This window comes from Janibacter sp. Soil728 (assembly GCF_001428305.1).
In the GTDB taxonomy this organism is placed as follows: Bacteria; Actinomycetota; Actinomycetes; order Actinomycetales; family Dermatophilaceae; genus Janibacter.
In genome coordinates this window covers 263,668-289,227 of sequence record NZ_LMRZ01000003.1, presented here as the reverse complement: position 1 = coordinate 289,227, position 25,560 = coordinate 263,668, and the positions used below count along the sequence as shown (strand labels likewise).

Here is a 25,560-nt window from a genome sequence, read left to right as displayed (position 1 = left end):
ACCCAGCCCCTCACGGAGGTGTGCCATGGCCGACCCGGCCCGCGCCCGCAAGATCGCCGATCGCATCCAGGAGCTCATCGCAGCCAACCTGCAGCAGATCGTCAAGGACCCCGACCTCGGGTTCGTGACGATCACTGATGTGCGTGTCACGGGCGACCTGCAGAACGCGTCCGTCTTCTACACCGTCTTCGGTGACGCGGCGCAGCGTGAGCGCAGCGCCCAGGTCCTCGAGGCCAACCGGGGCAAGCTGCGCTCCTTCGTCGGCAAGCAGCTCGGCATCCGGCTCACGCCGACCCTGGAGATCCTCCCGGACGGCGTCCCGGAGAATGCCTCGCACATCGATGACCTGCTCCGGTCCGCCCGCGAGCGTGACGAGGACCTGGCCCGCTCGCGCTCCGGGGCCGAGCCCGCCGGCGAGGCCGACCCGTACCGCACCAAGGACGACGAAGGGGAGCCGCTGCCCCCTTCGCCCGAGGCGTGAGCGACGGTCTCGTCGTCGTCGACAAGCCGGCCGGCTGGTCGAGCCACGACGTCGTCGCTCGGGGCCGGCGGCTCTACCGGACCAAGAAGGTCGGGCATGCCGGCACCCTCGACCCGATGGCCACTGGTGTCCTCGTCCTCGGGATCGGTCGCGGCACCAAGCTGCTGACCTTCCTCGTCGGTGCCGACAAGGAGTACACGGCGACGATCCGCCTGGGGCAGGCGACGATCACCGACGACGCCGAAGGGGAGATCACCACCGTCGGCGAGGTGGCCGGGATCGACCGCGCGGCGATCGACGCCGCGGTCGCGCGCCTGACCGGTGACATCCAGCAGGTCCCGAGCTCGGTGAGCGCGATCAAGATCAAGGGAGAGCGCTCCTATGCCCGCGTGCGCGCGGGGGAGGAGGTCGAGCTCCCGGCTCGCCCGGTGACCGTCTCACGCTTCGAGGTCCTCGACGTTCGGCCCGCCGACGCCGATGGCCAGGCAGTGCTCGACGTCGACGTCGTCGTCGCGGTGTCGTCCGGCACCTATGTGCGGGCGCTGGCCCGTGACCTGGGCGTCGACCTGGGGAGCAACGGTCACCTGACCGCACTGCGGCGCACCCGTGTCGGCGGCCTCACCCTCGAGCACGCTCACACGCTCGAGGAGCTGAATGCCCTGCGGGACAAGGACGGCGACGAGGCAGTCATGCCACTGACGCCGCTGGAGGAGGCCGCTGCGGCTGCCCTGACCACCCGGGTCCTGACGGAGGGCGAGGCGCGCGCGCTCGGCTTCGGGCAGCGCATCGAGAGCGCCCAGCCGGGTCGCGAGGAGCCGGTCGCGGCGCTCGCGCCGGACGGATCTCTGGTCGCGGTGCTCGACGAGAGCAGGGCCACCGCCCGGGCCCACGTCGTCTTTGCCCCGGCCAGTTCGTAGAGTGTGCTCTCGTGCAGCAATGGTCATCCCCGAGTGCCACCCCGTCGCAGCTGCGGCCGTGCGTGGCGACCTTCGGCAACTTCGACGGTGTGCACCGCGGGCACCGTGCCATCCTCGATGAGCTGGTCCGGCAGGGGCACGAGCGCGGTCTGCCCGCCGTCGCGGTGACCTTCGACCCCCACCCGGTGGAGGTCATGCACCCAGAGCGGGCCCCCGCGATCATCTCGCCCGGGCCGCTGCGCGACGACCTGCTCTCCGAGGCCGGTGTCGCTGGCCTGCTGGTGCTCAGCTACACCATGGAGTTCGCGCAGACCAGCGCGGTCGACTACATCGTCGACACCTTCGTCGAGGGCCTGCAGTGCAGCGTCCTGGTCGTCGGCGCCGACACCAAGGGATTCGGCGCCGGGTACACCGGTGACGTCGACCTGCTGCGTGAGCTCGGCGCGGAGCACGGCTTCGAGGTCGTCGTGATCGAGGACCAGGGCGACGACGAGCGATGGTCCTCCTCGGCGGTGCGCACCCACCTGTCCGTGGGCGAGGTCGCCGAGGCCTCCGTGATCCTGGACCGCCCCCACCGCGTCGTCGGGACCGTCGTCCACGGCTTCCACCGCGGGCGTGAGCTCGGGTACCCCACGGCCAACCTGGGCATGGACAGCCTCGGCCTCGTCCCCGCTGACGGCGTCTACGCCGGGTGGCTCGTCCGGCTGGACCTGCCGGAGGACAGCGCAGACCGACGGCTGCCGGCCGCGATCTCCATCGGCACCAACCCGACCTTCGACCAGCAGGTCCGGGTCGTCGAGTCCTATGTGCTCGACCGCACCGACCTCGACCTCTACGGGGAGCGAGTGGCCGTCGACTTCGTCGAGCACGTGCGCCCGACGCTGAAGTTCGACTCCATCGACGAGCTGCTCGTCGCCATGGCCCGCGATGTCGAGCTGACCCGCACCTTCCTCGGCCTCCCGCCGACCGCACGACCTTAAGGCCGTGCGGGCCGAAGGGGGGTTCGCGCGGCAGCTGCTGCGCTCCGACCTCGTGCTCATCGCCGCGGCCCTGATCGCTTCGGGGCTGGGCGCGGTGCTCGTCCACTCCGCCACCCGTGCCGACTCCGGCTCGGCCTACCTCGTACGGCACCTGCTCAACCTCGGTATCGGGTTGCTCCTCGCCCTGCTCGTCGTCCGGCTGGACCGGTCGGTGCTGCGGACACTCGCCCCCTTCGTCTATCTCGCGGGGGTCCTCGGGCTGGGGCTCGTGCTCACGCCGCTCGGTTCCGAGATCAATGGCTCCCGATCCTGGATCCAGCTGCCGGGAGGCTTCTCGGTCCAGCCCAGCGAGCTGGCCAAGGTCGGGCTCTGCGTGGCCCTGCCGATGCTGCTGGCGCCGGCAGCCGAGCGCCGGCAACGGCCGAGGGCCCGCGAGATCCTCCTGGCGGGCGCCGTCACGGGAGTCCCGGTCCTGCTCGTCATGGCCCAGCCGGACCTCGGCTCCGCGCTCGTGCTCGTCGCCCTGGCACTGGGCGTCCTCGTCGTCTCGGGTGCCTCGTGGCCATGGCTCGCCGGGGTGCTGCTCGCGGGCGTCGGCGCGGTGACCGCGGCCTTCACGACGCCGCTGCTCAGCCCCTACCAGCGTGACCGGCTCACCGCCTTCCTCGACCCGGCCGCCGATCCGCTCGGCATCGGGTACCAGACCCAGCAGGTGCGCCGGGCGATCGCCGGCGGTGGCTGGGGTGGTCAGGGCCTGCACACGGGCGATCTGACGAGCTCGGGTGCCATCCCCTTCCAGGAGACCGACTTCGTCTTCTCCGCAGCAGGGGAAGAGCTGGGCTTCGTCGGTGCAGCCTTCGTCGTGCTGCTGCTCGGGCTCCTCGTCGCGCGCATCGCGCTGGCCGGGACACGCACCGAGGACCCCTTCGTCCGGCTCGTCTGCTGGGCGGTCGCAGCGTGGTTCGCCGTCCAGTCGGTGGAGAACATCGGGATGAATCTCGGTCTGCTGCCCGTCACGGGTCTCCCGCTGCCCTTCCTGTCCTACGGCGGTTCCTCGATGTTCGCCTGCTGGGCAGCCGTCGGCATCGTCGTGGCCGTGACCCGACCCCCGGAACGCCGACGGACCTGACCCGAGATGGTTACCAACCGGTCACCTTGTGGATGGCCGGTGACAAGGGGGCCATCGGTGGGGGAAGATACGCGCATCACCCGCAGCCCACGAAGGAGTGGACTCTCCGTGCCACAGCCCCGCCCCACCCGCGCCTCCGACGAGGCCTTCGACTCCAGTGCGTTCGCCGACCGACCCGCTTCGGTCGGTCACCTGCTGCGCGATCGCATCGCTGACACTCCCGACAACATCGCGTACTCCTACCCGTCCGGCATCGCGTGGGACGAGCTGACCTGGGCCCAGCTCGGTGAGCGGGTCTGGGCGCTGGCCGCTGGCCTCGTCGAGCTGGGTGTCCAGCCCGAGGACCGGGTCGCCCTCGCCTCGAGCACCCGCATCGAGTGGGTGCTCGCGGACTACGCGATCATGGCTGCCAGCGCCGCGACGACGACGATCTACCCCACGTCGATCAGCGACGACGTCGCCTTCATCACCGACGACTCCGGCTCCAAGGTGGTCTTCGCCGAGAACGCCGAGCAGGTCGCCAAGCTGCGGGAGGTCCGCGACGCCATCCCCGGCGTGACATGCGTGGTCGCCATCGACACCGACGGCGTCGACCTCGACGACTGGGTGATCTCCTTCGAGGACCTCGAGGCACGTGGCGCCGCCGCTCTCGCGTCTGCACCGGGCCTCGTCGACGAGCGCATCGACGGCACCACACCGGAGTCGCTGGCCACGATCATCTACACCTCCGGCACGACCGGCCGGCCCAAGGGCGTGCGCCTGCGCCACGCGACCTGGACCTACCAGGGAGCGGCCATCCGGTCGACCGACATGCTCACCTCCGAGGACGTGCACTACCTCTGGCTCCCGCTCGCGCACGTCTTCGCCAAGGTCCTGCTCCTCATCGCCGCCGACGTCGGCATGCAGACCGCGATCGACGGCCGCATCGACAAGATCGTCGAGAACCTCGGTGAGGTCCGACCGACCTTCATGGCGGCTGCCCCGCGCATCTTCGAGAAGGTCTACGGCAAGATCTCGCTGGGCATGGCCGAGGAGGGCGGCGCCAAGGCCAAGATCTTCGACTTCGCCTCCAAGGCCGGACGCGACTACTCCCGGACGCTGTCCGAAAACCGCAAGCCGGGCCTCCTGCTCGGCCTGAAGCACACGGTGGCCGACAAGCTCGTCTTCGGCAAGGTGCGCGAGCGCTTCGGTGGTCGGATCCGCTTCTTCATCTCCGGCTCGGCTGCGCTCAACCAGGACATCGCCCACTGGTTCAACGGCGCCGGCCTGCCGATCCTCGAGGGATACGGCCTCACCGAGACCTCGGCCGCTGCCACGGTCAACCGGCCCTACGCCCTGCGCGTGGGCACGGTGGGCTGGCCCACCCCGCAGACGGAGATCAAGGTCGCCGAGGACGGCGAGATCCTCATCCGCGGTGAGCACGTCATGGAGGGCTACCACAACAACCCCGAGGCCACGGCCGAGGTGCTCACGGACGACGGGTGGTTCCACTCCGGCGACATCGGCGAGATCGACGCCGACGGCTTCCTCAAGATCACCGACCGCAAGAAGGACCTCTTCAAGACGAGCAACGGCAAGTACGTGGCACCGTCGATCATCGAGTCGACCTTCAAGGGCCTGTGCCCCTACGTCGGTCAGTTCCTCGTCCACGGTGAGAGCCGCCAGTTCGTCACGGCGCTGATCACTCTCGACGAGGAGGCCATCCGGCCGTGGGCCGAGGCCAACGGCATGCCCGACGCCAGCTACACCGAGATCGTCTCCTCGCTCCAGGCCCGCGAGATGGTCCAGTCCTATGTCGACGAGCTCAACGCTGGTCTCAACCGCCACGAGCAGATCAAGAAGTTCCACATCCTCGGTCGTGACCTGACGGTCGAGGACGGAGAGCTGACGCCGAGCCTGAAGATGCGTCGCAAGGTCGTCGCGGACAAGTTCAGGGGCGACATCGAGGAGATGTACCCCAGCTGATCGGGCGTCGCGGTCCTGGCGAAGATCGAGGTGGCCCCTTGGTCGTTCGTTCCGCACTCCCTGAGTCGGGGCAACCTCGATTTCGTCAGGACCGCTCCACCCCCCGTACCCTTGTCGGTATGTCCGGTGAGTCGATCTTCAGCGCCCTCGAGCCTTTGCTCGAGAAGGTGAGCAAGCCCATCCAGTACGTCGGGGGCGAGCTCAACTCCACCGTCAAGGACTGGCACGTCGGTGGCCACGGCCCCGGGGGAGAGGACCTCACGGTCCGCTGGGCCCTGATGTACCCCGACGCCTACGAGGTCGGCGTTCCCAACCAGGGCGTGATGATCCTCTACGAGGTGCTCAACGAGCGCCCCGACGCCCTCGCCGAGCGCAGCTACGCCGTCTGGCCCGACATGGAGGCACTGCTCCGCGAGCATGGCCTGCCGCAGTTCACCGTCGACGGGCACCGTCCCATCGGTGACTTCGACGTCTTCGGCCTGAGCTTCTCGACCGAGCTCGGTTACACCAACATGCTCACCGCGCTGGACCTGGCCGGCATCCCGCTGCACGCTGCAGACCGCACCGACGAGCACCCGATCGTCGTCATGGGCGGGCATGCCTCCTTCAACCCCGAGCCCGTGGCTGACTTCATCGACGCCGCGATCGTCGGCGACGGCGAGGAAGCCGTGCTCGCTGCGACCGACATCATCAGCGAGTGGAAGGCCCGGGGGAAGCCCGGTGGCCGCCTCGAGGTGCTGCGCCGCCTCGCCGCCACCGGTGGCGTCTACGTCCCGGCCTTCTACGACGTCGACTACCTGCCCGACGGGCGCATCCAGCGCGTCGCCCCGGCCGAGGCCGGCGTGCCGTGGCGCATCGACAAGCACACCGTCATGGACCTCGACGCGTGGCCCTACCCCAAGAAGCCGCTCGTCCCGCTCGCCGAGTCCGTCCACGAGCGGATGAGCGTCGAGATCTTCCGCGGGTGCACCCGCGGCTGCCGCTTCTGCCAGGCCGGCATGATCACCCGCCCGGTCCGCGAGCGGTCCATCACCGGCATCGGCGAGATGGTCGAGGCCGGGCTGGCCGCGACCGGCTTCGAGGAGGTGGGTCTGCTCTCCCTGAGCAGCGCCGACCACACCGAGATCGGTGAGATCGCCAAGGGGCTCGCCGACCGCTACGAGGGCACCAACACCGGGCTGTCCCTGCCGAGCACCCGCGTCGACGCCTTCAACATCGACCTGGCCAACGAGCTGACCCGCAACGGTCGTCGCTCCGGGCTGACCTTCGCCCCCGAGGGCGGGTCCGAGCGCATCCGCAAGGTCATCAACAAGATGGTGACCGAGGAGGACCTCATCCGGACCGTCGCGGCCGCCTACGGCGCGGGCTGGCGACAGGTCAAGCTGTACTTCATGTGCGGTCTGCCCACCGAGACCGACGAGGACGTCCTGCAGATCGCCGAGGTGGCCAAGCGGGTCATCGAGACCGGTCGCCAGGTCGCTGGCCACAACGACATCCGCTGCACGGTGTCCATCGGTGGCTTCATCCCCAAGCCGCACACCCCCTTCCAGTGGGCCGCGCAGCTCGGCCCGGAGGAGACGGACGCGCGGCTGTACAAGCTGCGCGACGCCATCCGGGCGGACAAGCGCTACGGCCGCTCCATCGGCTTCCGCTACCACGACGGCAAGCCCGGCATCGTCGAGGGCCTGCTCTCGCGCGGTGACCGGCGGGTCGGTCGGGTCATCGAGCAGGTCTGGCGCGATGGTGGTCGCTTCGACGGCTGGAGCGAGCACTTCTCCTACGACCGCTGGATGGCTGCCGCCGAGACGGGGCTCGAGGGCACCGGCGTCGACGTCGCCTGGTACACCACCCGCGAGCGCGAGGAGTCGGAGGTCCTGCCCTGGGACCACATCGACTCCGGCCTCGACAAGGAGTGGCTGTGGCAGGACTGGCTCGACGCGATCGACGAGACCGAGGTCGAGGACTGCCGGTGGACCCCGTGCTTCGACTGCGGCGTCTGCCCGCAGATGGGCACGGACATCGAGATCGGCCCCACCGAGAGAACCCTGCTGCCGCTCACCGTCCTGGGCAGCGGCAAGCAGGACATGCTGCGCTCTTGACCCCCCTTCGCTCCCCGCTCGTGACAGGCTGAGTCCGACGTCACCGAGCAGGGGAGCAGGGGTATGTCGGTCACGACCGGACTCGTCGTCGTGGGGGTGCTGGCCATGGTCTACGGGGTGGGTTTCGCGGTCCTCCCGATGCATCACTGGCCGCAGGAGCGGCGTTCTGGCTACACCATGTGGGGTGCTGGGCTGATCGGTCTGCTGGCGCTCGCCCTCGTGGTCATCCCGTGGTTCATCCGCGGGTAGCACCCACTGTGCGAGACCCCTCCTCACGCGTGAGTGGCGAAGGGGGAGAATGCCGGTCATGACCTCGTCGCCCACGCTGCTCACCGAGGCCCTGCACCGTGAGGGCGTGACCGACGCCCGCACCGATGCCCTGACGATCGGGATGTACGCCACCGACGCGGGCATCTACCGCGTCCCACCGCGAGCGGTCGTCTTCCCGAGGCACACCGACGAGATCGCCGCGACCCTCTCGGTCGCCCGCGAGCTGGGCATCCCGATCACCGCACGTGGCGCCGGGACCTCGTGCGCCGGTAACGCGGTCGGCCCCGGCATCGTCATCGACACCGCGAGGTATCTGGGTCGGGTGCTCGAGGTCGACCGCGAGAGTGCCACTGCTCTCGTCGAGGCCGGCACCGTCCACGCGACGCTGCAGGCCCGCGCCCGTGAGATCGGTCTGCGCTTCGGTCCCGACCCGAGCAGCCACAGCCGTTGCACCATCGGCGGCATGATCGGCAACAACGCCTGCGGAAACCGCGCGCTCGGCTACGGCCGTACCAGCGACAATGTCGTCGGGATGGACCTGCTGACGGCGGCGGGCACGCACCTCACAGCCACCACGGGGGTGGCCGGGGGACTCCCTTCGCTCACCGGCGACGACGCCCTCGTGGCCCGCCTGACCCAGCTGACCGACGACCACCTCGACACCGTGCGGACCAAGTTCGCCACCTTCGGTCGGCAGGTCTCCGGCTATGCCCTCGAGCACCTCGCCCCGGAGCGCGGCCGCGACATCGGCCGGATGCTCGTCGGCTCCGAGGGGACCCTCGCGGTCGTCACGCAGGCCCGCGTCCGCCTGGTCACCGACCCGCCGGCCACCAGCCTGGTCGTGCTCGGCTTCCCCGACATCTACGCCGCGGGCGACGTCGCCCACCTGCTCAAGGGGCTGGGCGCCGTCGCGGCCGAGGGCATCGACTCGCGCATCGTCGACGTCGTGCGCACCCGCCGCGGCCCGCAGGCCGTCCCGGACCTGCCACGCGGCGCCGCGTGGATGCTCGTCGAGGTGCCCGGCGAGGACGCCGCCGCCGCGCATGCCGCCGCCGAGCGGGTCCGTCGCGAGATCGAGCACACCGACTCCCTCGTCGTCACCGACCCGGCCCATGCCCGGGCGCTGTGGAAGATCCGCGAGGACGGAGCCGGCCTGTCGGCGCGCTCGCCGCGCGACCGCCCGGCGCACGCCGGCTGGGAGGACGCCGCCGTCCCGCCGGCCCGCCTGGGTGACTACCTGCGCGCCTTCGACGCCCTGCTCGAGGAGCACGACGTGCAGGGGCTGCCCTACGGGCACTTCGGCGACGGCTGCCTGCACATCCGGCTCGACATCGACCTCGATGCCCCCGATGCCACCGACCGCTACCGCCGGTTCGTCGAGGACGCGGCCGACCTCGTCGCGGCCCACGGCGGCTCGCTCTCGGGCGAGCACGGCGACGGCCGGGCCCGCTCGGCGCTCCTGCCGCGCATGTACGACGCCGAGACGATGGGGCTCTTCGGGGCGGTCAAGCGCGCCTTCGACCCGAGCAACCTGCTCAACCCGGGCATCCTCGTCGACCCGGCGCCCGTCGATGCCGACATCCGCATCCCCGCGGCCCACAAGGTCACCGTCCCGCTGGCCTTCGGCTACCCGGAGGACGGCGGCGACTTCAGCCAGGCCGTGCACCGCTGCACCGGCGTCGGCAAGTGCCGTGCCGCCGGTACCTCGACCACCGTCATGTGCCCGAGCTATCTGGCGACGGGGGAGGAGAAGGACTCGACCCGCGGTCGCGCCCGCGTCCTGCAGGAGATGCTCAACGGCTCCACGATCACCGGCGGCTGGAGCGCGCCCGAGGTCCACGACGCCCTCGACCTGTGCCTGTCGTGCAAGGGCTGCTCCAGCGACTGCCCCACCGGTGTCGACATGGCGACCTACAAGTCCGAGGCGCTCCACCAGACCTACAAGGGCAAGCTGCGCCCGCGCAGCCACTACACGCTCGGCCGGCTGCCGCAGATGGCTCGCCTGGCGGCCCGCGCGCCCCGCCTCGTCAATGCCATGACCTCGTTGCCGGGGCTGAAGAAGCTCACCCTGCCCGCGGCTGGCGTCGACCCTCGGCGCAGCATCCCCAGCTTCGCCCGCACGACCTTCCGCTCCTGGGCCACGGCCGAAGGGATGATCGCCTCCGCCGCGCAGGCGGCCGGCACCGACCACCCTGTCGCGCTCTTCGTCGACTCCTTCACCGACCACTTCTCGCCCCACGTCGGGCGGGCCACCGTGGCCCTGCTGCGGGAGGCGGGGTTCACCCCCTTCGTCCCGCAGGAGGCGCTGTGCTGCGGTCTGACCTTCATCTCCACCGGACAGCTCGACGCGGCGAGGTCGACGCTCGAGGACGCCGCCCGCGCCCTGGGCCCGGCGGTCGCCGCAGGTATCCCGGTCGTGGGCATGGAGCCCAGCTGCACCGCGGCGCTGCGCCATGACCTGCCGCGCCTCGTCGACTCCGCCGTCGCCCGGCAGGTGGCCGGGGGAGTGCGCACCGTCGCCGAGATCCTCACCAGCGCCATCGACGAAGGGCGGTGGACCGCCCCCGACCTCACCGGCACCGAGGTCGTCGCCCAACCGCACTGCCACCAGCACGCGGTGATGAGCTGGTCGGCCGACGAGGCCCTGCTGGCACGGACCGGCGCCACGGTCACCCGTCTGGGCGGCTGCTGCGGTCTGGCGGGCAACTTCGGCGTCGAGCTGGGCCACTACGAGGTGTCGGTCAAGATCGCCGAGCAGCAGCTGCTCCCGGCGATGGACGCGGCCTCACCCGACGCGGTCGTGCTAGCCGACGGATTCTCCTGCCAGACGCAGATCGCGGACCTGTCGGAGCGGGCCGGTGTTCACCTGGTCGAGCTGCTCGCACGCACCTGATTGGAGGTATACGCGCGGACGAATGATCCGCGCGTATACCTCCACTCCTGGCTGCACCTACCCTTGTCGGCATGGCCGCACAACGCACCCCCGATGGTCCGCCCCCGCCCCCGGCGGTGCAGAAGCTGCGCATCCAGTACGCCCGCCGCGGGCGGCTGCGCTACTCCTCGACCCGTGACTTCGGTCGGGCGCTCGAGCGCGCACTGCGCCGCTCCGGGGTCCCGATGGCCTACTCGGCGGGCTTCCACCCGCACCCCAAGATCTCCTACGCCAACGGCGCGGCGACCGGTGCGGCCAGCGAGGCGGAGTACTTCGAGATCTCGGTGACCGAGCAGGTGGACCCGGACTCGGTGGCCACCGCGCTCAACGAGGCCCTCCCCGACGGGCTGGACATCGTCTCGGTCGTCGACGCCCAGCCGGGGGCTCTGGCCGACCGTCTGCAGGCCAGCCGGTGGCTCCTGGAGTTCCCCGGTGTCGAGCCGGCCGATCTGGAGCGTGCCGTCGCGGGCTTCATGGCGCAGGAGCACGTCGAGGTCGAGCGCATGTTCAAGAAGGGCCTGAAGAGCTACGACGCGCGCGGGCCGGTCGAGCGGGCCGTCACAGGGGTGAGCGAGGACGGTTGTGCGATACTGACGATGGTCGTGCGGCACACCACACCTGCCGTTCGCCCCGACGACGTCCTCAGTGCGATCGCCGCTGCCACCTCGTTCGCGCCACCACAGTCGCCCAAGGCGACGCGACTGGCGCAGGGGATCTGGAGCAGCGAGACCGAGAGCGTGGCCGATCCACTGGCCGCCGACTGAGACGACGCCGGCCCTGACGAGGTGCCGCGCTCAGCGCGAGCCCCGCCGAGGCAACACGGACCTTTTCGCGGGCGCCAGGCGCCCGCCACGCCGCACAGCGGTCGGGTTGCACCTCACGGGGTGTCGGTGTCGGGATCCGGTCGAGGTGCAGGAGGTGCCACATGGCCACCGACAACGAACACCAGTTTGACGAGTCGCTCGACAACGAGACCATCGTCGAGGACGAGAGCCCCCAGCAACAGGCGCCGGCCGCGGCCGTGCCCTCATTCGGTCTGCTCTTCCAGCCGCCGACCACGGTCACCGCCCCGCCTCGTCGCCGAGCCCCGGAGCCGCAGCCCCAGCCGGAGCTCGCGGACGAGGACTCGGACGAGGATGACGTCGACAGTCGCGATGACAGCGACGAGCGCAACGACCGCGACAGCGACGAGCGCAATGACTCGAACGACAGCGACGAGCGCAACGACTCGAACGACGACGACAACTCCCAGGGCGAAGGGGGCCGCCGTCGCCGCCGTCGTGGTGGCCGGGGTCGCAACAGCAACAACCGCTCGACCGATTCCTCGGACGACGGCTCCAGCGCGTCCGACAACGACCCCTCGAGGGGCAACGACTCCTCGAGCGATGACAGCTCCTCGAGCGACGACGACTCCTCGTCCGACTCCGACGACTCCTCCGACGAGGGCTCGGGCAACAGCAACAGCAACAGCGGCCGCAACCGGGGTCGTGGCCGCGGCCGGGGTCGCGGCGGCAACAAGCAGGACGAGCGCAACGACGACTCCGACGCTGACGACACCTCGTCCGAGGACGACTCCGACGACAGCGACGACTCGGACTCCGATGACGACGGCGGCTCGAGCTCGCGTCGTCGCCGGCGTCGCCGTCGCGGCGGAAGTGGCAACGGTGGCGGCAACGGTGGCGGTGGCGGCAAGAGCAGTCAGGACGACCCGCCCGGGACCACCACCCGCGTGCGCGAGTCGCGCCGCGACGAGGTGCAGTCGATCAAGGGCAGCACCCGACTGGAGGCGAAGAAGCAGCGTCGCCGCGAGGGCCGTGAGTCCGGTCGTCGCCGCACGATCATCACCGAGGCCGAGTTCCTGGCCCGCCGCGAGAGCGTCGAGCGCGTCATGGCCGTGCGTCAGCAGGGCGAGCGCACCCAGATCGCGGTCCTCGAGGACGGCGTGCTCGCCGAGCACTATGTCTCACGTGAGACCACCTCGACGCTGGTCGGCAATGTCTATCTCGGCCGCGTGCAGAACGTGCTGCCGAGCATGGAGGCCGCCTTCATCGACATCGGCAAGGGCCGCAACGCCGTGCTCTACGCGGGTGAGGTCAACTGGGAGGCCCAGGGCGTGGGCAACGGCCAGGCCCGCCGCATCGAGAACGCGATGTCGGCCGGTGACTCGGTCCTCGTCCAGGTCACCAAGGACCCGGTCGGTCACAAGGGTGCCCGCCTGACCTCGCAGATCTCCCTGCCGGGCCGCTACGTGGTCTACGTGCCCGAGGGCAGCATGACCGGCATCTCCCGCAAGCTCCCGGACACCGAGCGCACCCGCCTGAAGGCCATCCTCAAGCAGGTCGTGCCCGACAGCGCCGGCGTCATCGTGCGCACCGCCGCGGAGGGCGCCTCCGAGAAGGAGCTGACTGCCGACGTCGAGCGACTCACCAAGGCCTGGGACAAGGTCAGCGAAGCGGCCGGGTCCAAGCAGGTCAAGAAGGGCTCCTCGGGCGGCGCCCCCGTGCTGCTGCACGCCGAGCCCGACATGACCCTCCGGGTCATCCGCGACATCTTCAACGAGGACTTCGCCAAGATGGTCGTCTCGGGTGAGGGTGCCTGGCGCGAGATCAAGGGCTATGTCGACGCGGTGGCCCCGGACCTGTCCGACCGGCTCGAGCAGTGGACCGGTGAGGGCGATGTCTTCAGCGCGCACCGGGTCGACGAGGGGATCTCCAAGGCGATGGACCGCAAGGTCTGGCTGCCCTCGGGTGGTTCGCTCGTCATCGACCGCACCGAGGCGATGACCGTCGTCGACGTCAACACCGGCAAGTTCATCGGCTCCGGGGGCAACCTCGAGGAGACGGTCACCAAGAACAACCTCGAGGCTGCCGAGGAGATCGTGCGTCAGCTGCGGCTGCGCGACATCGGCGGCATCATCGTCGTCGACTTCATCGACATGGTCCTGGAGGCCAACCGCGACCTCGTCGTGCGCCGCCTCCTGGAGTGCCTGGGCCGTGACCGGACCAAGCACCAGGTCGCCGAGGTCACCTCGCTCGGTCTGGTCCAGATGACCCGCAAGCGCGTCGGCGCCGGCCTCATCGAGGTCTTCTCCGAGGAGTGCGACCACTGCCAGGGCCGGGGCATCATCGTGCACAGCGAGCCCGTCGCCCACGACCCGGGCGGTCACGCCGGCGGCAACCACGGTGGCAGCAGTGGCGGCGGCAAGTCCCGTCGTGGCCGGTCGAAGGGGGAGTCGGACTCCTCGCAGCAGCGCCAGGAGCCCGTCGAGGAGCAGACCGACGCCAACGGCCGCACCGCGGCCCAGATCGCTGCGGCAGCCCACGCCGCCGCGATCAAGAACATCTCGGGTGAGTCCAGTGAGGACGATGTCGCGGATCTCGAGGTCCCCGTGCTCGCGGAGTCGGCGGTCGAGGAGTCGACCGCACCCGAGCCGGAGGCACCCAAGCGTCGTCGTGGTGGCCGTCGGGCCGCCTCGAGCGCCGGCGCCCCGGTCGCTCTGACGCCGGTGGACCTCACCGCGGCCACGACGCCCGAGCCCGAGGCAGCGCCCGAGCCCGAGATCGCACCGGAGCCCGAGGTCTCATCCGAGCCCGAGGTCGCACCCGAGCCGGAAGCACCCAAGCGTCGTCGTGGTGGCCGTCGGGCCGCCTCGAGCGCCGGCGCCCCGGTGGCACTGGAGCCGGTGGACCTCACCGCGGCCCCGACCCTCGAGCCCGAGGCAGCGCCCGAGCCCGAGATCGCACCGGAGCCCGAGCCCGCACCGGAGCCCGAGGTCGCACCCGAGCCCGAGGCGCCCACGCGTCGTCGTGGTGGCCGTCGGGCCGCCTCGAGCGCCGGCGCCCCGGTCGCTCTGCAGCCGGTCGACCTCACCGCACCCGCCGAGACGGCGGCTGTCCCGATCACCAAGATCGCGGGGGAGTCCGGCGAGGCCCCGACCACCCCGGTGGCCGACCCCGAGCCGGCGGCTCCTGCCCGTCCCAAGCGCAAGCGCGTGACGTCGCAGGCCGGGCCACCCCAGGCCTGAGCCCGTCCCGACCACTGCCGGTCACCCCCTTCGTCCTGCGTTTTGCCGCAGGTGGGGGTGGCCGGTAGTCTGTGCTCTTGGTGCGCCCACCGAGCGGACGCCTCGTGCCTCGGCACGGGGACTGTTGGCCGGTCAGACAGAGCGAGTGCACCTGCAACCGAAAGTGAGTTCCACTGATGTACGCGATCGTTCGCGCGGGTGGCCGCCAGGAGAAGGTTTCCGTCGGCGACACCATCCTCATCAACTCGATCAAGGGCGACGCTGGCGACAGCATCGACCTCAAGCCGCTCCTCGTCGTCGATGGGTCCACCGTGACCAGCGATGTCGACAAGCTGGCCAAGGTCAGCGTCACGGCCGAGATCCTGGGGGCCGCCAAGGGCCCCAAGATCACGATCATGAAGTACAAGAACAAGACCGGCTACCGCAAGCGCCAGGGTCACCGCCAGCCGCTCACGCAGCTGAAGATCACCGACATCAAGGCCTGAGCCTTCTTCTTCAACAGTTAGGAACCCACTGACATGTCTTCCAAGAAGGGTGTGTCCTCGTCCCGCAACGGACGCGACTCCAACTCCCAGCGCCTCGGCGTCAAGAAGTACGGCGGCGAGATCGTCGGTACCGGTCAGATCATCGTGCGCCAGCGCGGCACCCACTTCCACCCCGGCGACAACGTCGGCCGTGGCGGGGATGACACGCTGTTCGCCCTCGCGGACGGCTCGGTGACCTTCGGCGCCAAGCGTGGCCGCAAGATCGTCAGCGTCCTGCCGGTGGACTCCGCCAGCTGACGCGACACCAAGCATGCGCGAAGGGGGCGGGTCCGCTGACCTGCCCCCTTCGCCGTACCCGCACCAACCCACAGATCAAGAAGAGGTGAGGTCGTGACGACCTTCGTCGATCGCGTCACCCTGCACGTCGAGGCCGGCAAGGGCGGCCACGGCGTGGCCTCCGTGCACCGCGAGAAGTTCAAGCCGCTGGGCGGCCCCGACGGAGGCAACGGTGGGGACGGCGGCGACGTCATCCTCTACGTCGACGACCAGGTCACGACCCTCCTCGACTACCACCGCAGCCCCCACCGCAAGGCCACCAACGGTGCGCCCGGCGGCGGCGACGAGAAGAACGGCGCCAACGGCGGCGACCTCGTCCTGCCCGTGCCGGCCGGCACGGTCGTCACCGATGCGCACGGCGACGTCCTCGCAGACCTCGTCACTCCCGGTGCCCGCTTCGTCGCGGCCAAGGGTGGCCGAGGGGGCCTGGGCAACAAGGCGCTGTCCAGCGCCCGCCGCAAGGCGCCCGGTTTCGCTCTGCTCGGCGAGCCGGGAGCGACCACCGACGTCATCCTGGAGCTGAAGTCGCTCGCCGACGTCGCGCTCATCGGGTTCCCGAGCGCCGGCAAGTCCTCGCTCGTGTCGGTGCTGTCCGCGGCCCGGCCCAAGATCGCCGACTACCCCTTCACCACCCTCGTGCCCAACCTCGGTGTGGTCACCGCGGGCGACGCGCGCTACACCGTCGCCGACGTGCCCGGCCTGATCCCCGGAGCGAGCGAAGGGCGTGGCCTGGGCCTGGAGTTCCTCCGCCACGTCGAGCGCTGCTCGGTCCTCGTCCACGTCATCGACTGCGCCACCCTCGACCCGGGCCGCGACCCGATGAGCGACCTGGACGTCATCGAGGCCGAGCTCGCCGCCTATGTGGCCGACGACACCCTCGGCGGCAAGCCGCTGTCGGAGCGCACCCGCATCGTCGTGCTCAACAAGTCCGATGTCCCCGACGCCCTCGACCTGGCCGAGATGGTCAAGTCCGATCTGGAGGAGCGCGGCCTGGAGGTCTTCATCGTCTCCGCCGTCGCACACACCGGGCTCAAGGAGCTGACCTTCGCCATGGCCCGCCACGTGCAGGCGGCTCGCGCGGAGATCGCGATCGACATCGTCCCGCAGCGCACCATCCTGCGGCCCAAGGCGGTCGACGACGCCGGCTTCACCGTGCGCAAGGAGACCACCCCGGACGGTGAGGTCTACCACGTGGTCGGTGACAAGATCACCCGCTGGGTCTTCCAGACCGACTTCTCCAACGACGAAGCGGTCGGCTACCTCGCCGACCGGCTCAGCCGTGCCGGGGTCGAGGACCAGCTGACCAAGTCCGGGGCCGTCTCCGGGTCGACCGTGCTCATCGGGCCCGAGGACAACTCGGTGGTCTTCGACTGGGAGCCGACGATCGTCGGCGGCGCCGAGCTGCTCGGCGGCCGTGGCACCGACCTGCGCTTCGAGGACAACAGCCGCCGCACGACGCAGGAGCGTCGCGACGAGTTCCACGCCCGCAAGGACGCCCAGACGCAGGCCCGCGAGGGGCTGTGGACCGAGCGGCAGGCCGGGCACTGGACCGAGGAGGACTGATGGCGGCCGATGCCCGCGGTGCGGTTGCCCGCGCCGGGCGCATCGTCGTCAAGGTCGGCTCGTCATCCCTGACGAGCGACATCGGGGGAGAGCTCGACGTCGCGCGCCTCACGGCGCTCGTCAACGCGTTGTCGACCCGGTGCAGCGCGGGCACCCAGATCGTGCTCGTCTCCTCCGGTGCCATCGCGGCGGGCATCGGACCGCTCGGCATGACCACTCGTCCTCGCGACCTGGCCCGTCAGCAGGCGGCTGCCAGCGTCGGTCAGGGCGTGCTGCTGTCGGCCTACGACCGGGCCTTCGGTCGGCACGGTCACCTCATCGGCCAGGTGCTGCTGACCGTCGACGACATCACCCGTCGCACGAGCTACACCAATGCCAAGCGCACCTTCGACTCGCTGCTCGACCTCGGGGTCATCCCGATCGTCAACGAGAACGACACGGTGGCCACGCACGAGATCCGCTTCGGCGACAACGACCGGCTCGCCGCGCTCGTCGCCCAGCTGATCCACGCGGACGCGCTCCTGCTCCTCACCGATGTCGATGCCCTCTACACCGCGGCGCCCGGCACCCCGGGCGCCGAGCGGGTCACCGTGGTGTCCGACCCGGCGCAGCTCGAGGCGATCTCGATCGGTGGCACGGGCTCCGCTGTCGGGTCCGGTGGCATGACGACCAAGGTCGAGGCCGCCACGATCGCCAACGCTGCAGGGATCCCGGCGGTGCTGACCTCCGCCGATCGCGTCACCGAGGCGCTCGCGGGCGAGGACGTGGGGACCTTCTTCCGCCCGCACGGGCGCAAGCGCGGCTCCCGGGCACTGTGGCTCGCCCACGCGACCACGCCTCGCGGGTCGATCCAGATCGACGAGGGCGCGGTCACCGCCCTTCGTGATCGTGGACGCTCCCTGCTGCCCGCCGGGATCACCGGGTGCACCGGTTCCTTCGTCGACGGTGACCCCGTCGACGTCGTCGGCCCTGACGGCAGGGTCATCGCTCGCGGCCTGGTCAACTACACCTCGGGCGAGCTGCCGCACCTCATGGGTCGCAGCACCAAGGAGCTGGCGCAGGCCATCGGGCCGCAGTACGAGCGCGAGGTCATCCACCGGGACCACCTCGCGCTGCTGTGAGCCGGCATCCCTCGGCGGCCCGGCGTCGATCCATGGGGTTGGCTGACGTTGTGGCGTCGGCCGACCCTGCGCATCGATGCCGACCCTGCGCATCGACGCCAACCCTGCACATCGACGCAGACCCCGATGGGGATGCCGGACGAACGACGTAACCCCCGGGGTCAGCGAACCCGCGTGACCTCGAACTGCATGCGCGGGTGGGCATAGGACTCCTGCGCCTGGACCAGCTGCAGCTCGCGCTTGCCGGAGTCGAGGGTGAGCTGCAGCAGGTCGAAGACCGCCGAGACCGTCGCGCCGAGCGACTCCTGCAGCGACCCGGTGCGCAGCCAGTGGCTCGTGAAGAGCGCGGCCGTCACGTCGCCCGAGCCGTTGGCCTTCAGCGGCAGGTGCGGGGTGCGCACGATCCACGCCTCGTCGTCGTGGCAGGCGAGCATCTCGATGGTGCCCTCGGGCCGGTCCGGGCGCAGCACCGAGGTGACGAGCACCGTGCTCGGGCCCATCGCCCGGGCGGCGTCGACCGAGGCCAGGGTCTCCTCGAGCGAGTGCGGCTCGGTCTTGGTGAGGTAGCCGAGCTCGAACTGGTTGGGCGTGATGAGGTCGGCGTGCGGCACGACCTTCTCGCGCAGGAGCACGGGGATCGACTCGTGGACGAAGCAGCCGGACGTCTCGTTGCCCATCACCGGGTCGCAGGCGTAGATCGCCTCGGGGTTGGCGGCCTTGACCTTGGCGACCGCCTCGAGGATGGTCGCGCCGATGCCTTCGCCGCCTTGGTAGCCCGAGATGACGGCGTCGATCTCGCCGAAGGCCTCGCGCTCACCGATGCCCGTGATGACGTCCGCGACATCTGCCGGGTCCATGAGTGGTCCGCGCCACGCGCCGTACCCGGTGTGGTTGGAGAAGTTCACCGTGTTCACCGGCCAGACCTCGACACCGAGGCGCTGCATGGGGAAGACGGACGCGGAGTTGCCGACATGTCCGTAGGCGACGTGGGACTGGATGGAGAGGATCGTGGTCACCTCGGCATCCTCTCACCGCCTCGGCCTACCCTGTGGCCATGAGTGACAGCACCGCCGTCGTCCGGGAGCTCGCGCAGCGGGCCCGCACCGCCTCGCGCCACCTCGCCCTGCTCACCCGCGCCGACAAGGACGCCGCGCTCCTGGCGCTTGCCGACGCCGTCGAGACGGCCACCGACCGGGTCGTCGCGGCCAACGCCGAGGACCTGCAGCGGGGACGCGAAGGGGGGATGGCCGCCGGTCTCCTCGACCGGCTGTCCCTCGACGCCGACCGGGTGGCGGCCGTGGCCCAGGCCCTGCGCGACGTGGCTGGGCTGCCCGACCCCGTCGGCGAGGTCGTGCGCGGCTCGACCTTGGCCAATGGTCTGCAGATCCGTCAGGTCCGCGTGCCGATGGGTGTCATCGGGATGATCTACGAGGCCCGGCCCAATGTCACCGTCGACGCCGCTGGTCTGGGGCTGAAGTCCGGCAACGCGATGATCCTGCGCGGGGGCTCCGCCGCCGCGAGCACCAACCGGGCCCTTGTCGACACCCTTCGCTCGGCGCTCGCGGCGCAGGGGCTGCCGCAGGACGCGGTCCAGCTCCTCGAGGGCGGCCACGACGTCGTCACGGCACTGATGACGGCCCGCGGGCTCGTCGACCTGCTCATCCCGCGCGGGGGAGCGGGCCTGATCCGCGCCGTCGTCCTCGAGTCGACCGTCCCCGTCATCGAGACGGGTGTGGGCAACTGCCACGTCTACGTCGACTCGGCGGCCGACCTCGGCAGGGCGCTGGCCATCACCGTCAACTCCAAGACCCACCGCCCGAGCGTGTGCAACTCGGCGGAGTCCCTGCTCGTGCACCGGGAGATCGCCGCGGACTTCCTGCCCAAGGCCCTGGCCGAGCTCGCCGGTGCCGGGGTCGTCCTGCACGGCGACCCCGAGACCGCGCAGCTCGCGCCGGAGGGGATCGAGGTGCTCCCGGCGACGGACGAGGACTACGACGCCGAGTACCTCGACCTCGAGATGTCGGTGGCGATCGTCGAGGACGTCGACGCCGCGATGGAGCACGTACGCCGCCACGGCTCGGGGCACACCGAGGCCATCGTCACCGAGGACCGCGCTGCCGCGCGGCGCTGGACCGCGGAGGTCGACGCCGCGGCCGTGATGGTCAACACGTCCACGCGTTTCACCGACGGTGGCGAGTTCGGCTTCGGTGCGGAGATCGGCATCTCGACGCAAAAGCTGCACGCACGCGGCCCGATGGCGCTGCCCGAGCTGACGACGACCAAGTGGGTCGTGGAGGGCGACGGGCAGATCCGTGGCTGAGTCCCCCTTCGCGCACCACGACTGAAACAGGCCGAGGGCCCCCTCCATCGCGGAGAGGGCCCTCGACCGTGTCCGTGGCACGTTCCCTCTCGGGCCCTGCGGCGACTGCAGGCACGACGCCTTGACGTCGCGGTGACACGTGGACCAGGAGGCGCCGACGCTGCTCGAGTCGCCGGTGCCCGGCACGGATGTGGCCCGCGCGGACGTGCAACGTCGTTATCCCTGTGGTCCTGCCGGCCCCCGAGAGTGGGTGGGCACCCTCTTCGAGCGGCCGCGGTGTGAGGTCTGTTCTACGCGTACGGGACACCTGACGGCAACAGCAGGGCGAACCCATCGCCGAGCGGACACCACCCACAGACCTGTCCACAGGAACACCCGGTTGTCCTCGTCGTCACCCACAGGCCTGTGGATGACGACGGTGGACAACGTCCGGGTAGCATGGACCCATGCTGAGCACCCTCGCCTCCCTCGTCGCCGAGTCCGGGCACCACAACGAGCTGCCCGTCCCGCCCTCCGTGTACGGCCTGTTCGCCCTGCTGATCTTCGCGATGATGCTCGGCGTCCTCTTCGCCTTCCGTCAGGCCTCGACCAAGCTCCCCGCCGAGCACAACACCGTCGCCCACGACGACCACGGGCACGACGCCGGGGACCACCACTGAGCAAGCGCCTCGGCGTGATGGGCGGGACCTTCGATCCCATCCACCACGGCCACCTCGTCGCGGCCAGCGAGGCAGCGTCCCGCTTCGACCTCGACGAGGTCGTCTTCGTGCCGACGGGCGAGCCCTGGCAGAAGGCCGACAAGCAGGTCAGCCCCGCCGAGCACCGCTACCTGATGACGGTCGTCGCGACCGCCTCCAACCCGCGGTTCACCGTCAGCCGGGTCGACCTCGACCGCGACGGCCCGACCTACACCAGCGACACCCTGCGCGACCTGCGGCGGCTGCGCCCCGATGACGAGCTCTTCTTCATCACCGGCGCCGATGCCCTCGCGCAGATCCTGTCGTGGAAGGACGTCGACGAGCTGTGGGACCTTGCCCACTTCATCGGCGTCACCCGTCCCGGGTACACCTTGAGCGAGTCGGGCCTGCCCGAGGACAAGGTGACCCTCCAGGAGGTGCCCGCCATGGCGATCTCCTCCACCGACTGCCGCCAGCGCGTCAGCGACGGCGAACCAGTCTGGTACCTCGTGCCGGACGGCGTCGTGCAGTACATCAACAAGTACGAGCTCTACACAGACGACCGGAAGTGACCGACACACCGTGGTAGCCACCCAGCACGCCATCGACCTTGCGACTCTCGCCGCCCGTGCGGCGGCCGACAAGCTTGCGACGACCATCACCGCACTCGACGTCTCCGGGCAGATGCCCCTGACGGACATCTTCCTCGTGGTCTCCGCCGACAACGAGCGGCAGGTCCAGGCCGTCGCCGAGGCCGTCGAGGACACCCTTCGCGAAGAAGCCGAGACCAAGACCCTGCGCCGTGAGGGCTACGGCCCCGGCCGGTGGGTCCTGCTCGACTTCGGCGACCTCGTCGTGCATGCCCAGCACGACGACGAGAAGGACTTCTACGACCTCGAGCGCCTGTGGCGGGACTGCCCGCACCTGGACGTCGGGGTGGTGGGCTCGCAGCAGGCCGAAGGCCAGCAGTGAGCCCTTCGAGACGGCCGCGGGCGGCCTCCTCAGGAGGGGCCGAGGCCACCCGTCGGGTCTCGGCGGAGGCCGCGGGCGGCACGAAGGGGGATCCCCGGCGCCTGATCGTGCTGCGGCACGGACAGACCGGTTCCAACCTCAAGGGCATCTGGCAGGGACAGCTCGACCACGAGCTGACCGACCTGGGTCGTGAGCAGGCGCGTGCCGCTGCCGCGGCGATCGCCTCCCTTCGTCCCACCCGCGTGGTCTCCTCCGACCTCGTGCGCGCTCGCGACACCGCCGAGGAGGTGGCCGCAGCGAGCGGTGGCCTCCCGGTGAGCACCGACGAGCGCTGGCGTGAGATCCATGCGGGCGGCTGGCAGGGCCTCACGGCCGCGCAGGTGTACTCGCAGTACCCGCAGGACGCCGACAAGCTGATCAGCGGCGAGGACTTCAAGCGCGGCGGCCACGGCGAGTCCCTGGCCGACGTCGGCGCGCGCACCCGCGCTGCCCTCGACGAGCTCCTGGCGTCGATGGACCCGGGGGAGTGCGTCGTCATCGCCACCCACGGCGTCACCGGGCGCTCGCTCGTCGCCGAGCTCGTCGGGCTCGACCAGTCCACGGCCTGGCGGGTGCTCGGCGGTTTCGGCAACTGTCACTGGGCTGTCCTCGAGGAGGGTGCGACCACGATGACCGGCCGCTCCGGGTGGCGGATCACCCAGTGGAATGCCTCTGCCGTAGGACTCTGAGCCCTTGAGCACCATTCGATTTGGTGAACGAGGGGGGCCTATGGATATAGTCTGGCAGTCCCCTTCGGGGGAAACCCACTCGGGGCTGTAGCGCAGTTGGTAGCGCACCTCCATGGCATGGAGGGGGTCAGGGGTTCGAATCCCCTCAGCTCCACCAGTGGTAGCACGAAGGCCCGGACCGCGAGGTCCGGGCCTTCGTCGTTCCCGTACCTTTGCGCCCATGCGCGATGCCACCCTCCGACCCGTTGGCGCCGGAGTGGTCACGGCCCTCGTCGGCTTCACGAGTGCCTTCGTCATCGTCCTGGCCGGTCTCGAGGCGGTCGGCGCCAGCCGTGCCCAGGCCGCCAGCGGGCTGATGGCCGTGACCGTCCTCATGGCACTGAGCTCGATCGCCTTGTCGCTCTCCACCCGACTGCCGGTCACCATCGCGTGGTCGACGCCCGGGGCGGCGCTGCTCGCCTCCACCGGCATGGTCGACGGGGGCTGGCCTGCTGCCGTGGGTGCCTTCGTCGTCACCGGTGCCCTGGTCCTCGCGACCGGCCTCGTCCCGGCACTGGGAACCCTCATCACCCGGATCCCCGCAGCCATCGCACAAGCGATGCTCGCCGGCATCGTCCTGCAGCTGTGCCTCGGCCCGGTGACGGGCATGGCAGCCAACCCGTGGGCCGTGGGACCCGTCGTGCTCGTCTGGCTGCTCGCGCTGCGCTTCCTGCCCCGGTGGGCCTCGCCGCTCGCCTTCGTCGCCGCGGCCGCCGTCATCGCCGTCCACCTCGTCCGCTCGGGGACGCCCCTCGATGCTGCGGCGCTGGTGCCGAGGTTGGAGCTGACTGCCCCTGCCTTCACCACCGGAGGACTGGTCGGCATCGCCGTCCCGCTCTACCTCGTGACGATGGCCTCGCAGAATGTCCCGGGCATGGCGGTGATGCGTGGCTTCGGCTACGAGGTGCCGTGGCAGCGCTCGATGCTCGTCACCGGCATCGGCACGCTCGTCGGAGCGCCGGCCGGCGGCCACGGCATCAATCTCGCCGCGATCAGCGCAGCGCTCGCCGCGGGGCCGGAGGCGGGGGAGGACACCTCACGTCGCTGGATCGCCAGCGTCACCTCGGGCGTGCTCCTCGTCCCGATCGGCATCGCCTCGGCTGCCCTGGCCACCCTCGTCTCGCTGGCCCCGGAGGGCGTCGTCCCCGCCGTCGCCGGGCTGGCCCTCGTGGGGACGCTCGCGGTCTCGCTCAAGGCGGCCCTCGCGGAGCCCGCGGACCACGTCCCGGCCGTCACCACCTTCGTCATCGCCGCCTCGGGGATCGCGATCGCCGGGATCAGCGCCGCCTTCTGGGCCATCGTCGCGGGGCTCGTCGTCAGGGGTGTCTTGCGCTCCCACAGGGCGCGTGCATGATGAGTGGGTGAGCACCGTCCACACGATCGGCCACTCGACCCGCCCCGTCGACGAGTTCATCGCGCTGCTGCGTGAGCTCGGCATCACGCGGGTGGTCGACATCCGCACCGTGCCCAAGTCGCGGCACAACCCGCAGTACTCGCACGACGCGCTCGAGGCATCGCTGGCGGACGCGGGGCTGGGCTACACGTACGTCAAGGAGCTGGGCGGCCTGCGCAAGCGCCGACCGGACTCGGTCAACACGCAGTGGCGCAATGCCTCCTTCCAGGGCTACGCCGACCACATGGGCACCGAGGAGTTCGACCGGGGCCTGACGCAGCTGCTGGAGATCGCTGACGAGGAGTCGCCGGTCATCATGTGCGCCGAGGCGGTGCCGTGGCGCTGCCACCGCTCCCTCGTCGGGGACGCCCTGGTCGTGCGGGGCGTCACCGTCCTGGACGTCATCGGGGGCAGCGCGCCCAAGGAGCACACGCTGACCTCCTTCGCCGTCGTCGACGGCACCCGGGTGACCTACCCCGGTACCGACGACGAGGAGTGAGCTCGACGAGGAGCGAGGTCAGCGAGCCTGCGAGTGGTACTCGTGGTTGGGGACCATGCCGAGGGCGCTCGAGACGCGGTTGGTCATGTTGAACATCCCGATGACCTGGACCGCCTCGAGGATCTCGTGGTCATCCAGGCCGGCGTCGCGCAGCGGCTCCAGGTCGGCTGCCTCCACGGATCCCGGTGCCGTCGTGAGCAGCTCGGCGTACTCGGCCATCGCCCGCTGACGATCACTCAGCTCGGCCTGGCGCCAGTTGACCGCCACGAGGTCGGCCATCACCGGGTCGCCCGAGTACTCCCGCAGGGCGGCCCCGTGGGAGACGGCGCAGTAGGTGCACTGGTTGATGCCGCTGACGACGACCGCGATGAGCTCGCGCTCGGCATTGCTCAGGTGGCCCTCCTTGTTGACCAGGAGGTTGAAGTAGCGCCACCACGCCTCGAACTGGGCGCCGTTGAGGGCCTGTGCCCGAAAGACATTGGGGATGAAGCCGAAGGCCTCCTTGGACTTCGTCCACAGACGCTGGACGCCCTCGGGGACGTCGTCGACGTCGGGGACACGCAGGAAGGAGATCGGACGCTGTTGTTGACCCATGACGGCAACGTACCGGCTGGGGAAGGAGCGGGACAG

At 70.5% G+C, this 25,560-nt stretch carries 23 protein-coding genes and 1 tRNA gene; 22 read left to right on the top strand and 2 right to left on the bottom strand.

Annotated features, from left to right (window positions below):
• Positions 1-25 precede the first annotated feature (25 nt).
• From rbfA to proB, 14 genes are all read left to right on the top strand, one after another.
• Positions 26-481, top strand: coding sequence for a 30S ribosome-binding factor RbfA (gene rbfA, locus ASG73_RS05550; protein WP_055992075.1), 456 nt, complete (start codon positions 26-28; stop codon positions 479-481).
• A complete protein-coding gene (gene truB / locus ASG73_RS05545) occupies positions 478-1,398 on the top strand; it encodes a tRNA pseudouridine(55) synthase TruB (protein WP_055992072.1) in 921 nt (306 codons plus the stop codon). Before rbfA ends, truB begins: the two co-directional genes overlap by 4 nt.
• Before the next feature lie 11 nt (positions 1,399-1,409).
• Positions 1,410-2,378 (top strand): bifunctional riboflavin kinase/FAD synthetase, encoded by a 969-nt coding sequence (locus ASG73_RS05540; protein ID WP_055992068.1) that lies wholly within the window; start codon positions 1,410-1,412, stop codon positions 2,376-2,378.
• 4 nt (positions 2,379-2,382) lie between these two features.
• Complete coding sequence (locus ASG73_RS05535; RefSeq protein WP_055992066.1) at positions 2,383-3,507, top strand: FtsW/RodA/SpoVE family cell cycle protein; 1,125 nt, start codon at positions 2,383-2,385, stop codon at positions 3,505-3,507.
• Positions 3,508-3,615: 108 nt separating this feature from the next.
• Positions 3,616-5,472: an AMP-dependent synthetase/ligase gene (locus ASG73_RS05530; protein WP_055992062.1), complete on the top strand. Its 1,857-nt coding sequence runs from the start codon at positions 3,616-3,618 to the stop codon at positions 5,470-5,472.
• A 119-nt stretch (positions 5,473-5,591) separates the two neighbouring features.
• Entirely contained in the window at positions 5,592-7,571 is a 1,980-nt protein-coding gene (locus ASG73_RS05525; protein ID WP_055992059.1) for a TIGR03960 family B12-binding radical SAM protein, read from the top strand.
• A gap of 63 nt (positions 7,572-7,634) precedes the next feature.
• The gene (locus ASG73_RS05520) at positions 7,635-7,820 is read left to right on the top strand and encodes a hypothetical protein (protein WP_055992057.1); all 186 of its coding nucleotides are present in this window, start codon (positions 7,635-7,637) and stop codon (positions 7,818-7,820) included.
• Positions 7,821-7,878: 58 nt separating this feature from the next.
• Positions 7,879-10,734 (top strand): FAD-binding and (Fe-S)-binding domain-containing protein, encoded by a 2,856-nt coding sequence (locus ASG73_RS05515; RefSeq protein WP_055992749.1) that lies wholly within the window; start codon positions 7,879-7,881, stop codon positions 10,732-10,734.
• Positions 10,735-10,805: 71 nt separating this feature from the next.
• A complete protein-coding gene (locus ASG73_RS05510; protein ID WP_055992055.1) occupies positions 10,806-11,537 on the top strand; it encodes a TIGR03936 family radical SAM-associated protein in 732 nt (243 codons plus the stop codon).
• A 161-nt stretch (positions 11,538-11,698) separates the two neighbouring features.
• Entirely contained in the window at positions 11,699-14,797 is a 3,099-nt protein-coding gene (locus ASG73_RS05505) for an Rne/Rng family ribonuclease (protein ID WP_055992052.1), read from the top strand.
• Between the two features lie 176 nt (positions 14,798-14,973).
• Complete coding sequence (rplU, locus tag ASG73_RS05500) at positions 14,974-15,282, top strand: 50S ribosomal protein L21 (protein WP_055992049.1); 309 nt, start codon at positions 14,974-14,976, stop codon at positions 15,280-15,282.
• Positions 15,283-15,315: 33 nt separating this feature from the next.
• Positions 15,316-15,579: a 50S ribosomal protein L27 gene (rpmA, locus tag ASG73_RS05495; protein WP_055992046.1), complete on the top strand. Its 264-nt coding sequence runs from the start codon at positions 15,316-15,318 to the stop codon at positions 15,577-15,579.
• 93 nt (positions 15,580-15,672) lie between these two features.
• On the top strand, positions 15,673-17,181 hold the full coding sequence (obgE, locus tag ASG73_RS05490) for a GTPase ObgE (RefSeq protein ID WP_055992043.1): 1,509 nt from the start codon (positions 15,673-15,675) through the stop codon (positions 17,179-17,181).
• The gene (gene proB / locus ASG73_RS05485) at positions 17,181-18,302 is read left to right on the top strand and encodes a glutamate 5-kinase (RefSeq protein WP_055992041.1); all 1,122 of its coding nucleotides are present in this window, start codon (positions 17,181-17,183) and stop codon (positions 18,300-18,302) included. The genes obgE and proB overlap by 1 nt, the downstream gene beginning before the upstream one ends.
• A gap of 161 nt (positions 18,303-18,463) precedes the next feature.
• Here proB and pdxY read toward each other — a convergent pair whose 3' ends face one another.
• The gene (gene pdxY, locus ASG73_RS05480; protein ID WP_055992038.1) at positions 18,464-19,318 is read right to left on the bottom strand and encodes a pyridoxal kinase PdxY; all 855 of its coding nucleotides are present in this window, start codon (positions 19,316-19,318) and stop codon (positions 18,464-18,466) included.
• A 38-nt stretch (positions 19,319-19,356) separates the two neighbouring features.
• On the opposite strand from pdxY, the gene ASG73_RS05475 reads away from it, so the two are divergent.
• The 8 genes from ASG73_RS05475 (at position 19,357) to ASG73_RS05445 (ending at position 24,930) form a co-directional block, all read left to right on the top strand.
• Positions 19,357-20,622: a glutamate-5-semialdehyde dehydrogenase gene (locus ASG73_RS05475; RefSeq protein ID WP_055992746.1), complete on the top strand. Its 1,266-nt coding sequence runs from the start codon at positions 19,357-19,359 to the stop codon at positions 20,620-20,622.
• A gap of 446 nt (positions 20,623-21,068) precedes the next feature.
• On the top strand, positions 21,069-21,281 hold the full coding sequence (locus ASG73_RS18060; RefSeq protein ID WP_162253962.1) for a hypothetical protein: 213 nt from the start codon (positions 21,069-21,071) through the stop codon (positions 21,279-21,281).
• The gene (gene nadD / locus ASG73_RS05470; protein WP_055992743.1) at positions 21,278-21,871 is read left to right on the top strand and encodes a nicotinate-nucleotide adenylyltransferase; all 594 of its coding nucleotides are present in this window, start codon (positions 21,278-21,280) and stop codon (positions 21,869-21,871) included. The genes ASG73_RS18060 and nadD overlap by 4 nt, the downstream gene beginning before the upstream one ends.
• Positions 21,872-21,881: 10 nt before the next feature.
• Positions 21,882-22,271 (top strand): ribosome silencing factor, encoded by a 390-nt coding sequence (rsfS, locus tag ASG73_RS05465; protein WP_055992035.1) that lies wholly within the window; start codon positions 21,882-21,884, stop codon positions 22,269-22,271.
• The gene (locus tag ASG73_RS05460) at positions 22,268-22,999 is read left to right on the top strand and encodes a histidine phosphatase family protein (protein WP_082567029.1); all 732 of its coding nucleotides are present in this window, start codon (positions 22,268-22,270) and stop codon (positions 22,997-22,999) included. The genes rsfS and ASG73_RS05460 overlap by 4 nt, the downstream gene beginning before the upstream one ends.
• A gap of 81 nt (positions 23,000-23,080) precedes the next feature.
• Positions 23,081-23,156, top strand: a tRNA-Ala gene (locus ASG73_RS05455).
• Between the two features lie 63 nt (positions 23,157-23,219).
• Positions 23,220-24,392, top strand: a complete 1,173-nt coding sequence (locus ASG73_RS05450; RefSeq protein ID WP_055992032.1) for a benzoate/H(+) symporter BenE family transporter — start codon at positions 23,220-23,222, stop codon at positions 24,390-24,392.
• Positions 24,393-24,399: 7 nt separating this feature from the next.
• Positions 24,400-24,930: a DUF488 domain-containing protein gene (locus ASG73_RS05445; RefSeq protein ID WP_055992030.1), complete on the top strand. Its 531-nt coding sequence runs from the start codon at positions 24,400-24,402 to the stop codon at positions 24,928-24,930.
• A gap of 18 nt (positions 24,931-24,948) precedes the next feature.
• On the opposite strand, the gene ASG73_RS05440 is transcribed toward ASG73_RS05445, so the two are convergent.
• The gene (locus ASG73_RS05440; protein WP_055992737.1) at positions 24,949-25,524 is read right to left on the bottom strand and encodes a peroxidase-related enzyme; all 576 of its coding nucleotides are present in this window, start codon (positions 25,522-25,524) and stop codon (positions 24,949-24,951) included.
• Between the last annotated feature and the right edge of the window lie 36 nt (positions 25,525-25,560).